At 65.4% G+C, this 16,350-nt stretch carries 11 protein-coding genes; 10 read left to right on the top strand and 1 reads right to left on the bottom strand.

Going from position 1 to position 16,350, the window contains the following annotated elements:
• The first annotated feature begins 395 nt into the window (after positions 1-395).
• The 10 genes from G3446_RS19190 to G3446_RS19145 all read left to right on the top strand — a co-directional run bounded on the left by G3446_RS19190 (position 396) and on the right by G3446_RS19145 (position 13,762).
• Positions 396-878, top strand: coding sequence for an Hcp family type VI secretion system effector (locus G3446_RS19190; protein WP_164454456.1), 483 nt, complete (start codon positions 396-398; stop codon positions 876-878).
• Between the two features lie 327 nt (positions 879-1,205).
• Positions 1,206-3,851: a type VI secretion system tip protein TssI/VgrG gene (gene tssI / locus G3446_RS19185; protein ID WP_164454455.1), complete on the top strand. Its 2,646-nt coding sequence runs from the start codon at positions 1,206-1,208 to the stop codon at positions 3,849-3,851.
• A gap of 88 nt (positions 3,852-3,939) precedes the next feature.
• A complete protein-coding gene (locus G3446_RS19180; RefSeq protein ID WP_164454453.1) occupies positions 3,940-4,536 on the top strand; it encodes a hypothetical protein in 597 nt (198 codons plus the stop codon).
• Between the two features lie 13 nt (positions 4,537-4,549).
• Positions 4,550-5,053 (top strand): PAAR domain-containing protein, encoded by a 504-nt coding sequence (locus tag G3446_RS19175; RefSeq protein WP_164454452.1) that lies wholly within the window; start codon positions 4,550-4,552, stop codon positions 5,051-5,053.
• 44 nt (positions 5,054-5,097) lie between these two features.
• Positions 5,098-5,766: a M3 family oligoendopeptidase gene (locus G3446_RS19170; protein ID WP_164454450.1), complete on the top strand. Its 669-nt coding sequence runs from the start codon at positions 5,098-5,100 to the stop codon at positions 5,764-5,766.
• Positions 5,767-5,945: 179 nt separating this feature from the next.
• Positions 5,946-7,394 carry an autotransporter outer membrane beta-barrel domain-containing protein gene (locus G3446_RS19165; RefSeq protein WP_164454448.1) on the top strand — a complete coding sequence of 483 codons (1,449 nt, stop codon included), beginning with the start codon at positions 5,946-5,948 and terminating at the stop codon, positions 7,392-7,394.
• Between the two features lie 134 nt (positions 7,395-7,528).
• Positions 7,529-8,998 carry a transglycosylase SLT domain-containing protein gene (locus G3446_RS19160; protein WP_164454447.1) on the top strand — a complete coding sequence of 490 codons (1,470 nt, stop codon included), beginning with the start codon at positions 7,529-7,531 and terminating at the stop codon, positions 8,996-8,998.
• A 124-nt stretch (positions 8,999-9,122) separates the two neighbouring features.
• Positions 9,123-9,851: an alpha/beta fold hydrolase gene (locus G3446_RS19155; protein ID WP_245232600.1), complete on the top strand. Its 729-nt coding sequence runs from the start codon at positions 9,123-9,125 to the stop codon at positions 9,849-9,851.
• A gap of 309 nt (positions 9,852-10,160) precedes the next feature.
• Entirely contained in the window at positions 10,161-12,023 is a 1,863-nt protein-coding gene (locus G3446_RS19150; RefSeq protein ID WP_164454445.1) for a phosphoenolpyruvate carboxykinase (GTP), read from the top strand.
• A 641-nt stretch (positions 12,024-12,664) separates the two neighbouring features.
• Positions 12,665-13,762 (top strand): YfiR/HmsC family protein, encoded by a 1,098-nt coding sequence (locus G3446_RS19145; RefSeq protein ID WP_164454443.1) that lies wholly within the window; start codon positions 12,665-12,667, stop codon positions 13,760-13,762.
• Positions 13,763-13,946: 184 nt separating this feature from the next.
• On the opposite strand, the gene G3446_RS19140 is transcribed toward G3446_RS19145, so the two are convergent.
• Complete coding sequence (locus G3446_RS19140) at positions 13,947-16,142, bottom strand: TonB-dependent receptor plug domain-containing protein (RefSeq protein WP_164454441.1); 2,196 nt, start codon at positions 16,140-16,142, stop codon at positions 13,947-13,949.
• Positions 16,143-16,350 lie beyond the last annotated feature (208 nt).

Raw genomic sequence — 16,350 nt, 5'->3', positions numbered from 1 at the left:
TCGAAGTCGATCCTGCCTCGTTTAATTCCAGGGCAGAGTGTGCCACTGAATTGAACGGGGTTTTCGTTCAGGCACTAGGTAGAAGTTGATCCATGTTTAACGTCCTGTCAATGGTAGTCCATTCGGGTGCTGCCGCATCGGCGCCCGGCGTTGCTGACCTGGCTGGCGAGGATCGGGTCAAGCTGAGCCGATCGGTCCGAAGTGGCAGGGGGCTATGGTGCAGAGGTGGCTGCGCCGTCGCTGAATATGGAATCGAATCAGGTGGTTGTGCTCTTGGTATGGGTTCTGCATTGAATGGGTCGCCAAGGCTCGAATGGGTGCCGGGGAAAGGCCGAAGCGAGCGCCCCTAGGGCAGCCCAAAGCAGCCGCGATACAACACTCCGCAGGAGCACACCATGATTCTTCTCGACTTCGAAGGCGTGATCAAAGGCGACGCGCAGCAATCCGGACACGAGGATTGGATCAACCTGACGTCTATCCAGCTCGGCGTGGCACGTACCATCACCGTCAGCGGCTCGGGCAAGGACCGCGAGACCAGCACGCCGAATTTCAGCGAGGTGGCCTGCTCGAAGGACGCCGACATCGCCTCCAACGAGCTCTTCGCCCAGTCCATCTACGGCAAGAAGATCTGCGACAAGGCGATCGTGCATTTCATCCAGACGGGTGGCGAGGGTGCCGACCAGGTCTACATGGAGTACGAGCTCTACGAGCCGATCGTCTCCTCCTACTCGATCTCGAGCGGGGGCGAGCGCCCCATGGAGAGCTTCACCGTCAGCTTTACCAAGATCGTTCAGAAGTACACCCAGTTCGACGCCGGCGGCACTCAGACCCAGGCGACCGACAAGGGCTTCGATCTCAAGACGGGGACGCCGACCTGAGGTGATTGAGCGGCGGCTCGCGAATGGCGGGCCGCCAGCCCGGGGCGGTCTGGGTCCGACTTCAGTCCGCGCGGGTCAGCCCTTTCCTGGCAAGTGGGCTTGATCGCGGTGCTCGCCGAAGGGGGCAGACTGGCAGTTCACATCAAGATTTCGAGGAATATGCGGTCTTCCGCTGCTCCGAGAGCAACATGCGATGCACTTGATTTTGGATTGTCTACTCTGTCTCTTATGCGTCGCCGCGGTCTTTTTTTTCCGCGTGCTGATCGATCCGAGCAGAAAGCGCATCTCCGCAGCCCCATCCGACGCAGAGACCGAGGAGCCTTCGTCATGCCGTCCGGTTCCGACTACACCCAGAACGCCAGGCTGATCGGCCTGACGACCCCGCTCGGTGAGGACGCCCTGCTGCTGCGCACCATGGTGGCGCGTGAGCGTCTGAGCGCGCTCTTCGAATTCGAGCTCGACCTGCTGAGCGACGACGATCAGGTCTCCGCCTCGGACCTCCTCGGGCAGTCCGCGACCGTGCGGCTGGAGATGCAGGACCAGACGCCAAGATTCTTCAACGGCATCGTCAGCCGTTTCTCGCATGTCGGCTTCGAGGGCCGGCTCGCGCGCTATCAGGCAACCCTCTCGCCCTGGCTCTGGCTGCTCACGCGCACCTCGGACTGCCGCATCTTTCAAGAGATGACGGTGCCTGACATCGTCAAGCAGGTCTTCCGCGACGCCGGTCTCACCGACTTCGACGATCGCCTCACCGCCGAATACCGCACCTGGGAGTACTGCGTTCAGTATCGCGAGACCCACTTCAATTTCGTCAGCCGTCTGATGGAGCAGGAGGGGATCTACTGGTACTTCAGGCACGAGGACGGCAAGCACAGCCTGGTGATGGCGGACGGCTATAGCGCGCACCAGACCATGCCAGGCTATGCCGAGATCCCGTATCACGGTGCGGATATGGCCGCCGAGCGTGACGAGGACTTCATCTTCGAGTGGTCGGCCTGCGCGGCGGTGCGACCCGGTGCCTATGTGCACGACGCCTTCGACTTCAAGAAGCCCAGCTCGGAGCTGCGGACATCGTCCGCCATGACCCGCCAGCATGCGCAGGCCGAGCATGAGATCTACGACTATCCCGGCGAGTATGTCGCGGTCGGCGAGGGCGAGCGCTATGCTGGGGTGCGGATGGAGGAGCTGCAATCCGACCACGAGATCGCCTACGGGCAGAGCTTCGCGCGGGGGCTGGCGGTCGGCTATCTCTTCACCTTGACCGATTACCCGAGGGCCGATCAGAACCGGGAATACCTCGTCCTCTCGGCCGAGCACGAGCTCCAGTCCGATGAATTCCAGAGTGCGGATGGAGCGGGCAGCGGCATCCTCTATCGCTCCAGCTTCACGGCCATGGACGCCAGGGAGCCCTTCAGGGCCTTCCGCCTGACCCCCAAGCCCGTCGTCCAAGGACCTCAGACCGCCACCGTCGTCGGGCCCGCGGGGGAAGAGATCTGGACCGACGAATACGGCCGGATCAAGGCGCAGTTCCACTGGGACCGCTACGGCCAGATGGACGAGAACAGCTCCTGCTGGATTCGTGTCTCGCAGCTCTGGGCGGGCGGCAAGTGGGGCGCCATGCACATCCCGCGCATCGGCCAGGAGGTCATCGTCGACTTCTTGGAGGGCGACCCGAATCAGCCCATCGTCACCGGACGCGTCTACAACGCCGATCAGCCGGTCCCCTACGAGCTGCCCAAGTGGGCGGGCTACTCGACGATTCGCTCCCATACCACCAAAGAGGGCAGGGTCAACGACTTCAACGAGCTGAGGTTCGACGACCGCAAGGATAAGGAGCAGGTCTTCCTGCACGCCCAAAGGCGCATGGACATGCGCGTCAAGCGCAACAAGTACGAGACCGTCCAGGGATCGAGCAATACCCAGATTGGCGGCGGCCACGTCCTCACCATTGGCAAGTCGTTCGACCTGCACGTCAAGGAGGACGTCTACGCGCGAGCTGACGGCCAGGTCAATCTCAGCACGGGTGGCGATCTTCTGGTCGATATCGGCGGCGGCGCCAAGCTGCACGTCTCCCAAGGGCTTGAGCAGAACGCCACCAGCATCCTGCTGGAGGGCAGCCGCCACGTCACCCTCAAGTGTGGCGGCAGCTTCGTGAAGGTCGCCCCGGACGGCATCACTATCCAGGGGCCGTCGGTCCGCATCAATTGCGGCGGGAGCACCCCTGGGGCCGCCAGCTTCGATCTGTTGGATCCCCTTGATGCCGCCGGCGCCGACACCGGCGAGCCCGGCTACGTCGACAATCTCCCTCGTGGCGGGGGTGGCGGCCGTCGTACGCGGCACGTGAGCCCGGAGCGGGCCCGGACGATCACCCGCAACGCCGACGGCTCGGTGAATTATGGCGGAGCAGGAATCCGCATCGCCGGCTCCGAGGCCTTCGTCGACAGCACCATCGCGACCCTCGACTCGCTCGATGGCACCGAGACCGGCCATGATCTGATCGATAACCTTCATGGCAACGGCCACAACGTCTCGATCGAGGAGAACGCTGCCGCCGCGGCCGCTGGTGGCGGCGGTGTCTGCACCATGACCACGGCGAACGGGCATCCCGCCGGCACCAACGTGGACATGGGAGGTGGCGTCATCCAGACCTCGGACGGCTCGGGCTCGGACAGCGTGGTCAACTGGCAGCCTGGAGCGAATGCCCAGTACACCGACGCCGCGGGTAATTCGCATACCCAGCCGGACGAGGCGCTCTTGGGGCACGAGCTCATTCATGCCGACCACAATGCGCATGGGGCCAATGGCTCGGCGACGCCGGACCCGGCCGATCCGACCGGCGATCAGGAGGAGTCGCGAACCATTGGCGTCAACGATCACGAGGGCGAGGATGTGAGCGAAAACAACATTCTGCGCGATACAGGCGAGGATTGGAGGCGTACGGACCATGATTCAGGCGCGCAGACGGCTCCATGATCGACGGCTCAATGATCGACGGCGGCCGACGACTCGCCGGCCTTGGCGTGTCGGCGTGCTTTTGCTGCAGCTTTTCGGAGGAACCAGCATGACTGACAATGCCTTCGCCGTGGAAATCAGGGCCCAGGTCAACAAGCAGACGGCGACCGAGCTCACCCTGGCCTACGAGCTTCGCAACACCACGGATGCGCGCATCTTCGTCTTCGACCACCTCCTGTACTTCGATGCCAAGGGCGCGACCGAGCGGGCGGATACAGGTGCCTACGTCTTCTCCGATGGCGAGGGTGTGGCGCGGATCGTTCGCGGCTTCATCGCCCCGCCCATGTTCATGTCGGTCGCGCGCCGTCCCCCGATCGTGGCCTCCGCCGTCAATCCCGGCTGGGCGAGTGCCGGCCTGATCAAGCTCTCCTTGCCGCTGGCGGAGGCCGGTCCCTATTTTCCGGCGCAGCCCTGTGACGCGGCATCGGCCCAGCCGATCACGCGGCTGCGGGTACAGGTCGGATGGGTCGAGGAGCGCGAAGGGACCAAGACGGGCCCCTTCGAGATCGACCACAAGTCGCTCGTGCGGCTGATCGGCGGCTGGGGCTCTCCTCTGCAGCGCACCGCGCAGGCGGAGATCCAGGTCACGGGCGTCAAGCTCTGTCTCTACTCCGGTCGGTTCGATCGGGCGCAATTGCAGCGGTGAGGAGGATTCGAAGATGCCACAAGGTCCAGCGGCACGTGTGCTCGATACCGTCGCGCACCCATTGCCCCCCGTCCTCACGCCGGGGCCCGGCAGCACCAACGTCCTGATCGGGATGCGGCCCGCGTGGCGCGGCCTGCCGCTCGCGGCCGTCGCCGCGCTGCAAGCGTCGAAGGCCGCCTCTGACGCCGCCATCCAAACGGCTGAAACGGCCACCGCCGCGGCTGCCGGAACGCCGGCGGCGCCGGCGGCCTACGCCGCCGAGCAGGCCGCCAAGGGTGCGGCTCTGGCCGCCATGAGCTCGGCCATCTCTTCGGCGGCCGCGGGTGGGACGGACATCCACATGTGCACGACGCCCTCGCCGGTGCCGCCCCATGGTCCGGGCGTGGTGATCAACGGCTCGGCGACGGTCCAGATCAACAACCTGCCGGCGTGCAGACTGGGAGACAGCCTCTTGGAAGCGATCGGTCCGTCGAACAGCATCACGAGCGGCGATGGCACCGTCCTGATCGGCGGCTGAGTCCGGGGCGGTCGGATTTTCGAGTGCTCGAAGAGGCGATTGCCATGCCCTATCCTGACACTGGCGCCTTGACTGGGCGTATCCCCGGGGCGAGCGGCCTCGAGCCCGCGACGAGCCCGCGGACCGCCGCGTCTCCGTCGCCCGGGCTGCTCAAGCGCATCCACCAGTATCGTTACCCGGTGCGGCGCAAGCTGCAGTGCTGCTTCTTCTGGACCGCCAATGCCCAGAAGAACAATGCCCCGGCCTATGTCACGGCGGCCTCAAGGCTGCTCGACGAGCACAATCTCGAGCTGGATGTCTGCCCCGGCGTCGAGAAGACCGCCGCACACACCTTGCCTTTCAACGCGCTGGTCGACATCTCCCACGAAGAAGAGCTGCGCAACCTCGCGCACAAGGCGCACTACCACGAAGGCAGGATTCCCGTCATCTTCTGCAGGTTCGCGGGCGCGCTCGGCGGTGAGTCCGACACCCTGGGCTACCTCGTCAGGCTGGAGAACTGGCTGCCGTTCATTCTCATCAATGTCGACAAGACATCCGAGGACGGCGTGACCTTGCTGCACGAGATCGGTCATGCCTCCGACTGCGGACATGTCAAATCGAAGAAGGGCGACCTCTACCCGAACTTCATGAGCTATCCGCCGCCGACCCGGACAGGTATTCTGCGCAATCAGGTGATTCGCTTGGCTAAGAGCTACTTCGCGAGAAACGCTTGAGCCGCGTGCCGAGTCGCCGCTTCGGGCCAAGGTGATGGGCCGTCTATGGCTCGTGCGGAAACAGCGGCGAGCCTCGTTCTCGAGCGGGGCGAGCCGCGACTGTTAGGTTTTGATCCGTTGCGCTGCAGGGACGTGGCGGACCCACTGCTTCTGCAACCTCTCGACTGGAGATGATTTCGATGGCAATAGATTGCTCTCGCGTTTCGCGCGGCCAGCGGCCGATCGGCAAGGCAGCTCGAGCGCCCGTCACCCTGGGGCCATGGCGGGCGATCTGCCTTTTCAGCGGGCTCGTGGCGCTGCCAACGGCCGTGCTCGCCCAAGACGAGAATGTCGATCCGCCGACGGACGTCGGGCCGACGGCCCCGGCCACGACCTACGACGACGCCCTCAGCGCAACTAGCGTCAACGGGGCCATCGCGGGAGAAGCCATCCTGACGACCTGCAGGACGGGGGCCAACGCCCAGGGCACTGCGCGCAATCAGGCCTTCCAGGACGACTGCAACCTCATCGTCGGCGGCGCATCCGAGGATGCTGCGGGCTCTGCGGGTGCGCTCGAGCAGTTGGCGGCGGATCAGATCAATGCGCAGAATTCGGCCTCGGCGCGTGCTGCCGGGGCTGGCGTCGCCGTCACCCTAGGCCGGCTCGAGCGGATCCGGCTGGTCGACCGCGCGACGCCCGGCACGGGCGCGATGCTCGCCGGCAATGGTCTCCTGCCAATGGTATCCGGAGGCGGTGCCAGTGCGGATTTGACTGCGGGTCCCTTCGGCGGCTTCCTCAACTACGAGTACGTGAGCGGGGATGCGGATCAGACCGACTATCAGCCCGGCTATGACGATTCGCGCTGGTCGCTCGCCGCCGGCATGGACTACCGCTTCAGCGACAGCTTCGTGGGCGGCCTGGCGGTGCGCTACGCCGACGAGGATGCGGACTTCGACAACGGCCGCGGCGAGCTCAAGGGCGAGTCCTGGGGCCTGATGGGCTATGCGTCCTATTTCCTGCCGAACGGTCTCTTCATCGACGGCTCGGTCGGCTACTCCAATACCGACTTCGAGATGGAGCGCGAGATCAATTACGGCATCGCCGGCAGCACGGCCCGTCAGATCGCCAAGTCGGATCCCGATGCCGACGTCTGGAGCCTCAGCATCGGCGCCGGCTACGACCTCTTCGTCAATCCCTTCTCGATCACGCCCTCGCTGCGCCTGAGCTATGTCGAGAACAGCGTGGATGGCTATCGCGAGGCCATGTCGGATCCCTCGACCGTGGGCGGCGCCATGGCACTTTCGGTCGATTCCCAGACCTACACCTCCCTGACCTCGAACCTCGGCGTCCAGATCTCGCGCGCGATCAGCACCTCATCCGGGGTCTGGGTCCCGCAGCTGCGGATCGGGTGGATCCACGAGTTCGAGAACGATCAAGAGCAGGTGGGCGCCACCTTCGTCAACGACATCAACCAGCAGCCGCTCTACATCCTGACCAACAAGCCGGACGAGAACTATTTCGATCTGGGCGTCGGTGTGTCGGGTCAGTTCGCGAATGGGCGCTCGGCCTTCATCTCCTACAACACGCTGCTCGGCTATGACGACGTGACCTACAATGCCATCACCGCGGGTGTGCGGCTGGAGTTTTGAGGCGCGGCCTCGGCCTCCTGTCGGCGTGGCGGCACCTGGTGCTCGCCACGCCCTTCGCGTCTCCGGGCGGGCTGGCGCTCAGCTTCGCCCGACAGGTGCACCAACGCTCGCGCCTTTTCGCCTAGGTGGCTGCGATGCCTCCGCGCGATGAAAGGGGCTATTCACCAAGCCTGAGGCGTGAGACGGCATCGCTGCCGCCTCTACTCCTGGACTATGTCGATCCGCGGGGACAGCCTCAGCGGCTGAGCCTGACCGAGCCCCTGATCATCGGGCGGGCGGACGACTGCGGACTCCAGCTCTCTCACCCCCTCGTCAGCAGACAGCACCTCGTCATCTACCCGGAGGCGGGACGCTGGTGGCTGCGCGATCTCCAGAGCAGCAATGGCACACTCGTCGCGGCACGCCCCATCGAAAAGCTGCCCCTGGACGGCGTCATCACGGCCGAGCTCGGCTCCGGCGGGCCGCGTATCAAGCTGACGCTGGTGCGCGAGGAGCCTCGTGAGCCTGCCGCCCCCACGCGCGAGGAGGTCTCGCGCCGCTACTTCGATGACGTCCACACCGGCGATCTCGGCGAGCATACCCAGTTCATCCGCCAAGCCTTCAAAGACGTCAAGCGCCGCCAGCGCCGGCTCTATCTCGGGCTCATCGGCGTCGTGCTGCTGCTTCTCATGGCGGTCGGCGGCTACGCGCTCTTCCAGCATGAGCAGCTGGTCAAGACCACCCGTCTGGCCAACGACATCTTCTACGACATGAAAGAGCTGGAGCTGCAGATCGCCAATGTGGAGGCGGAGGTCGATGCGGACGCCTCCGCGGAGCTCAAGGCGCAAGTGGCGGAGTCCAAGCGCCGTCTCGTCGCCATGCGCGAGCGTTACGACGCCTTCGTCGAGCAGGTCCAGAAAGCAAGGCCCATCCCCCTGGATTCCGAGGACAAGCTCATCCTGCACGTGGCCCGGATCTTCGGCGAGACCGAGGTCGATGTGCCGGATGACTTCGCCGCCGAAGTGAAGAAGTACATCCGCAAGTGGCAGTCCTCCTCGCGCCTGCGCCGCGCCATTCGCCGGCTCAAGGAGAACGGATATGGCCCCATCATTCGGCGCGAGCTGGAGGCGCAGGGCCTGCCGCCGCAGTTCATGTATGTCTCTCTCCAGGAGACGAACTTTCGCCCGCGCGCGGTCGGCCCGCCGACGCGCTATGGGCGTGCCAAGGGCATGTGGCAGTTCATTCCGGCGACCGGCAAGCGCTACGGGCTGCAGCCGGGTCCGCTGCAGCAGACCGGCCAGTACGACCCCGAGGACGAGCGCCACGATGTCGCCAAGGCGACCCGGGCAGCGGCCAAGTACCTCAAAGACATCTACCGCACGGATGCCCAGGCATCTGGCCTGCTGGTCATGGCCTCCTACAACTGGGGTGAGGGCAACATCATCAAGCGGCTGCGCAAGATGCCGGAGAATCCGCGCGAGCGGAATTTCTGGAAGCTGCTGCGCGATCACAAGATCCCCAAGGAGACCTACGATTACGTCTTCTACATCGTCTCCGCCACGGTCATCTGCGAAAATCCCGCGCTCTTCGGCTTCGATTTCCCCAATCCGCTGGCGTCCGGCTGAGCCTGCATGGCGGCGGCACCCATGGAGCTGGCTGATTGCGCTTCTCGGCGCTTGCCTGCTCGCCGGATGCGCTGCACCCCACGGCGGGGTACGGACGGCGGACCGTCTGGCGGCTGCGGCGGGGATGGAGCGGTGCGTCGTCTCCGGGGCGGGCTTCCGCCATCTCGTCTTCATCAAGGGGGGGCTCGGGTCGGCGCCTGACGTCCATGTCTATCTGGAGGGCGATGGGCTTCCCTGGGTGAGCCGGCATCGGATCGCGTCCGATCCGACGCCACGCAGCCCGCTCGCGCTCAGGCTCATGGCAATGGACCCCGCGCCTTCGGTCTATCTCGGGCGCCCCTGTTACTTCGGGCTGGCCGACGGCGATCCCTGCAGGCCGTGGCTGTGGACCCATGGTCGCTACAGTGCCGAGGTGGTGGATTCCATGCGCGCGGCGGTTCGGGCAGTCCTGCCTCCTGACTCGACGGCTCGCATCACCCTGATCGGCTACAGCGGCGGAGGCGTCCTCGCCACCTTGATCGCGCCGCATCTCGCGGGCGAGGTGCGCGTGACCACCATCGCGGCCAACCTGGATATCGACGCCTGGGCCGACCACCATGGCTATAGTCGGCTGAGCGGCTCCATGAATCCGGCCGATCAGCCGCCGCTGGATGCCCGCATCGGGCAGCTCCACCTCATGGGGGAGCGGGATCAGGTGGTGCCTCCGGCGACCACGGCGCGCTTTCTGGCAAGGAATCCCATGGCCGCCGTGCGATCCGTTTCCGGCTACGACCATGGTTGCTGTTGGCTCGAGGATTGGCCGGGTGTCCTCGCATCGCTCGATGCGAGCGCTGTGGCCATCGAGGTGCAATGACGTGGCCGCCGGTCGGCCCGTAACGTACCCTGGCAGGGTGCACCCCGGGGGGCGGCTTTGCTAGTGTTGCCGGGGGCGCCGAGGCAGTCTATGGCAGGTCCTTGCGGCGATCGATTCGATACCGGCTGGCTTCGATTTTGCTCGAAGACGGCCTCGACGCAGGCTGTCAGAGCCGCGGTAGAAGGAAGATCGGGCTTCGAGCCCTGGTGGTGTGATGCGCTTGTGACGCGGCTCTCGTGGTCGCGGACAGGCGGCTTGGCTCGCCGGACCTGGCGGCAACTTCAAGAACTTCTGAGGAATCTCCGAGATATGAGCAGCTTGCACGATGGCGCCACAGGTACCGGCAATCAGAGAGTGCTGGGCTGGGTCGATGAGCTTGCCGCCCTCTGCACGCCGGATCGCGTCTACTGGTGCGACGGCAGCCAGGAAGAGTACGACCGGCTCTGCGAAGAGATGGTCGCCTCAGGTGCCTTCATCCGGCTGAATCCGGAGAAGCGGCCGAACAGCTATCTCGCGTGCTCCCATCCCAGCGACGTCGCGCGGGTCGAGAACCGCACCTTTATCTGCTCGGTGCGCGAAGAGGATGCCGGGCCGACCAACAACTGGATGGATCCGCACAAGGCCAAGCCCCTGCTTCAGGAGCTGTTCGAAGGCTGCATGAAGGGGCGCACGCTCTATGTGATCCCCTTCAGCATGGGTCCCCTGGGCTCGCCGATCGCGCACATCGGCGTTCAGATCACCGACTCGCCCTATGTGGTGGTCAACCAGCGCATCATGACGCGCATGGGGCAGGGCGTGCTGGATGTGCTCGGGGCCGACGGCGACTTCGTACCCTGCGTGCACTCCGTTGGTGCGCCCTTGCAGCCAGGCGAGCAAGACGTGCCCTGGCCTTGTGCGTCTAGCATCGAGGACAAGTACATCGCTCACTTCCCGGAGACCCGGGAGATCTGGTCCTTCGGCAGCGGCTACGGCGGCAATGCCCTGCTCGGGAAGAAGTGCTTCGCGCTGCGCATCGCCTCGGTCATGGCGCGGGACGAAGGCTGGCTGGCGGAGCACATGCTCATCCTCGGCGTGGAATCGCCGCAGCACGAGAAGCTCTATGTCGGCGCGGCCTTTCCCAGCGCCTGCGGCAAGACCAACTTCGCCATGCTCATTCCGCCCGAGGGCTATGAGGGCTGGAAGGTGACGACCATCGGCGACGACATCGCCTGGATCAAGCCCGGCGACGACGGCCGTTTCTACGCCATCAACCCGGAGTACGGCCTCTTCGGCGTCGCCCCCGGCACCAACGAGAAGTCGAATCCCAACGCCCTGGCCGCCCTCACGGAGAACTGCATCTTCACCAACTGCGCGCTGACGGACGACGGCGACGTTTGGTGGGAGGGGCTGACGGAAGAGCCGCCGGAGCATCTGGTCGATTGGCAGGGCAAGGATTGGAATCCCGGCTGTGGCAGGCCGGCCGCACACCCGAACGCCCGCTTCACCGCCCCAGCCTCCGCCTGCCCCTCCATGGACCCCGAGTGGGAGAATCCCGAGGGCGTGCCGATCAGCGCCTTCCTGTTCGGCGGGCGTGTGAGCCAGCATTTCCCCTTGGTCTTCCAAAGCTACAACTGGGAGCACGGCGTCTACATGGCCGCGACCATGGGCTCCGAGGCCACCGCCGCCTCGATCGGCCAGGCCGCCATGCGGCGCGATCCCATGGCGATGCTGCCCTTCTGCGGCTACAACATGGCCGACTATTGGCGCCACTGGCTGCGCATCGGCCGCAGCCACGTCTCCACGCCGCCGCGCATCTTCCGCGTCAACTGGTTCCGCAAGGACAAGCATGGCCACTTCATCTGGCCCGGCTTCGGCCAGAACATGCGGGTGCTCGAGTGGGTCGTGAAGCGTTGCAATCATCAGGGCGCCGCCATCGAGAGCCCCATGGGCTGGATTCCGGACTACGATGCCCTGAGCTGGTCGGGGCTCGACTTCGACCGCGACACCTTCTACGCCATGATGAATATCGATCGCGAAGCTGCGCGCAAGGAGACCAACGAGCAAGAAGAGCTGTTCACGCGCTTCGGCGATCACCTGCCGCGCGAGATGGAGATCGAGCGCGAGCTGCAGCTCGCACGCCTCTTCCATTCCCCTCCCGTCTGGGATTTGTCCGCGACCTCGCCTGGCGGCTGATGGCCGGCCCTGGTCGAGGCTGAGCGGCGACGGGGGCATTTGAGTGGCTCTAGGCGTCGGCTCGATGCCCTGGTGGTCTCCGAGAGCCTTCGTGCCGAGCGCGAGGCCATCCTGGGATGGCCGTAGACGCGGCGGTGCGTCGCTGCTTCTCTCGTCGGCTTGATCGTTCTTGCCGACGAGAAGGCTCTCGATGGCGAGGTGCGGTTGCCGGATATCGCCGATCGGGGCATCCTGCACGTGGCTGCGGCTCGGTGCTTGGCGCGATGCGCGAGCGCCTATCCTCTTGGCGAGGCCTCCTGCCATCGGCTGGAAGAGCGAAATGCGGACGAGCGGACTTAGACCCTTTCGGGGCGCTGTACTAGGATCGCGTGCTCGCCGCTACTGGCCTCCTTCACTGGTCGCGCGCATCGCCCTGTTAAGGGGGCGAAGCATCGGCTAGGCGCGGATCTGCCAAGGGGCGAGGGAGCTCCTCGGTCCTGTGTCGGCGCTCGACCCGCCTAGCCGGCTCAATACCTCCGCCATGCTCGCGGGGCAAGGCGCGGTGCCGCCGCGGATCGAGTTCAAGTTCTGAAGTAGCGATCAATATGCGCGATGCCTAAGGATGCCGCGAGATGCCGGGAGGTCATTTGGTGAGGGCGGCCGTGACGGGAAGGACCGCGCCCGCTCCGGCACCTGCCATGGGCCCCTCGCTGCAGGCTGCCGTCCGGGTGTTGCTCCTGGGATTGCTGATTGGCGCGCAGATCCTACTCGTGCCTCAGGGGGCCAGTGAGACCCTGTGGCGGGAAGACGCGCAGCGGATGAAGGTCGGGCTGAAGCTGTTTCCCGCCTCGCTCGCCGCCGTGGAAGCGCTCGAGCGTCGTCGCGGTCCGGACGGCAAGCTGCTGGTGCTCGTGGCCTATTCGGGGACGGGCGCGGCCGCGCGCGAGGCTGCCGCCGGCTTGAAGTCCGTGGCCACCATTCGGGACCTGCCACTCCGCGTCGCCCTGGTCTCTGCGGTAGAGCTGGATGTCTACGCCGGAGACCGGCCAGCGGCTGTCTTCGTCGCGAGCGTCGGCTTGGAGCCGCGTCGCCTGCGTGCCTGGTCCGAGCGTCAGCGTGCACTCGTCTTCTCGCCCTTCGCCGACGCGGTCGAGGAGGGTGCGGTAGCTGGTGTCCGTGTCGCCGACCGCGTCCGCCCCTCGGTCAATCTGGTCCAGGCTAGGCGGGCGGGGATCCGCTTCAAGCCGTATTTCTTGGAGGAGGCGTACGCCTACGAGCCCGCTGTGGACGTCGAGCTGCGCGCGAGCTTTCTGGTCAACTTCGCGCTCTTCATCCACTGGCCGTCGTCCGCTTTCGACGCGCCGTCCGCGCCTTTGCGCTATTGCGTGCTCGGGAATGCGGCGCTCTCCGCCAGCTTGGGGCAGGCCCTCGTCAAGGAGCGCGCCTCAGGCCGGCCGTTACGGCTCGCCGATGCCCGGGGTGCGGCGCAGTGGCGGCGCTGCCACCTCCTCTATATCGATCACCGCGCGGCCGAGCTCGCGCCTCGGGTGCTCGCGGCAGTGGAGGGGGCGCCCGTGCTCACCGTCGGCGATACGGAAGGGCTCGTGCAGGAGGGGGCGATGGTCTCGCTCGTTCACCTCGGCGGGCGGCTGCGCCCCCTCATCAATCCTGCAGCGGCAGAGCGCGTGGGCATCCGCATCAGCTCCAAGCTGCTGCGGATTGCGACCTTGGTGTCGGACTCTGGAGGTCGAGAGCCGTAATGACCCCGGAAAGGGCGGTCAGCCGGTCGATCCGTGGGGCGGCCGGAGCAGGCTCCGTCACACCGGGGGGCGGTGCTTCTACGCGACGCCCGCCTGGCGACATGTGATCGAATCTTCCTGGGTGCGAAGCCGCTCGGAAACCGCTATCACATCCGCTACCTGATCCTGGCCCGGCAAGCACGGCTCAGCGCCATTGGTAGGACAGCTGGATCCACCAGGTCCGCTCCTCGAGCAACGGGTAATCATCCGGGTAGGTGTCGGCGGGCGCGGGCGACTTGATGCTCTGCGCCAAGAGATTCTTGACGCCGGCACGCAACGTCAGCCCCGTGGAGCCGACGTCGAGCCAGTTGAGGGTCAGCGCCAGATCCTGATAGCCCGGGAGCAGGCCGTCGCGCTTGTCGTCGGCGGAGCGATGACGGTCGCCGACGTAGCGCAAATGGCCGGTCAGCAGCAGGTCCGAGCGCGGACGGTAGAGCACGCTGAGGTTGCCGAGCCAGTCGGCCGCGCCCGCCAGTGGGCCTCCGATCTCCTCGTCCTCGGTGTCGCTGTAGCTGAGGTTGGCCACGACCTTCCAGGTGGGGCTCAGGCGCTGCTCCCATTCCGTCTCGATCCCTTGCAGGCGCGCCCGGCCGCGGTTGCGGTAGTTACTGCTCTCGATGACGATGAGGTTGTCGACCTGGGAGTGATAGAGGGTGACCCGTGCCACGCCTGTCCCGCGCCGATAGATATAGCTGAGCTCGCTGGTGTTGACGGTCTCGGGCTCGACGGCGAAATCGCCCAGCGCCGAGGTTCCGGTGTTGCCATAGACCTGAAACATGGTCGGCGGAAAGAAGGCCTCGGCATACTGCGCCTTGAGAAGGTGCTCGTCGGTGATGGTCCAGACGGCCGCTAGACGCGGGGAGATGTTGTCGCCGACATCGCTGTAGCTGTCGTAGCGCAGTCCGGCGGTGATCTCCAGCTGCTCGAAGAGGTTGAGCTGATCCTGCAGCGCGAGGCTGTGAATCGAGCGAGCGGCGCCTTCGTCGATGTAATTCTGGTCGCCCGAGTAGCGTATTGTGGTCGATAGCGGCTCGAGCGTTTCCGCGTCGCCATTGAAGGCCCACCAGGCATCGTCGATCTCGATCCTGGCCGCCGAGGCGTCGAGCTGCCAGTGATGTCCGCTCCACCCGCGCCAGTCGAGCTTGATCTCCGCCTCCTCGCGACTCAGCCTGACGTAGTTTTCAAGGAAGACGCCTTCGGGATAGATGTTCTCTGAGCCCAAGGGATAGGAAACGCCCGAGGGGAGCACATCTTCCGCCCAGTTGCCGACGTACTGCCACCAGGTGAGCTTGATCTCGACGCCGAGCGTCTCCGTCGGGGCGAGCTCCTGACGCGCTTGGACGACCGTCTGCTCGGAGAATGTGGCGCCTGTACCCTCTTCCCACTCGGGAAGCGCGTTCAGGGCGCCGAAGAAGGTGCCCCTCCGCTCGCGGCTGTACTGGGCCAGCAATGAGAACTTCCGATAATCCAGCGAAAGCACCGCGAGCCGATCGTTCTCGGCATTGTTGACTGGGCCAGGGGCTTGCGAGAGATCGCCAAGGCCGATGGCGTAGAGCCGATCGCGTCCGGAGATGACGTCAGTCCCCTGGGTGTCCCAGCCGGCGGCGTTGAGGTTGAGCTGCCAGTCCTGGTCCGGGTCCTGAAGCGACAGCATGGCTCCCGCCCCATAGGATTCACCGCTCCCGGCGCGCAGGTAGGCTTGGTTTTCGCCTTTGCGGGTGATGATGTTGATCACGCCGGCAAATGCGAACTCTCCGTGTACGGTGGAGCCGGGGCCGCGGATCACCTCGATGCGCTCCACTTGCTCGATGGGCGCGTAGAGGATGTTCGAGTAGCCGGAGTAGGAATTGTTGATGGGCACGGAGTTGAGCAGCAGTTTGACGTTGCCGTTGCCGTGCTTGAAACCGCGAATCGCGACGCGCAGGCCACCATTGTTGTTGCGATCGATCTGGATGCCTGGCACCAGCTCCAAGGCCTCCCAGACGGTCCTTGCCCCAAGCGCCAGGGCCTCCTCGCCGTCCACCATGCTCAGGATGCCGGGGACATAGTCGGAGTTCATGCGCGTCTTGGTCGCCAGGCTCGAGACGTCGTCGATGACGGAGAGGAGATCCTCCTTCGCGCTGTGGTCGGTCGTGGCGACATCGTGATCGGCGTCGAGCGTCGGGCGCGATTGCTCGGCGGCCGCCAAAGGCAGACTGAGCGCTGTCATGATGAGGAGCGCGGCGAGCCCTGCGTGCAGTGGAATCGCGGAGAAGGCCTCTTCGCGGCGGCTGTGCGCGAGGTGCCCGCAGTCTCCCCTGGAGGCGCGGAGCTGATTACCGTCTATCGGCGAGTCGACCATTGCGCAAGGGCATCGCAAAACGCTAGCTAGCTGGGAAGGTATGCCGACTCTCGCGGCCCCGAAACTTCTCGTGTAAAGGGCAGGCAAGAAGTGGCCGAAGCATGTTAGCGAGCCCAGCATTGCCCTGTCCATGTCGGCTGAGCGAGATCTGAGGATCGGGAGGGGCTTCGTCCTGTCTCGGCTGCGCTCCTCCCCGTGCGCTCGCGCC

The organism is Thiorhodococcus minor, from assembly GCF_010820565.1.
Classification (GTDB): Bacteria; Pseudomonadota; Gammaproteobacteria; order Chromatiales; family Chromatiaceae; genus Thiorhodococcus; species Thiorhodococcus minor.
Note: the sequence above shows the minus strand (reverse complement) of the source record. Positions and strands in the feature narration are given on the sequence as shown.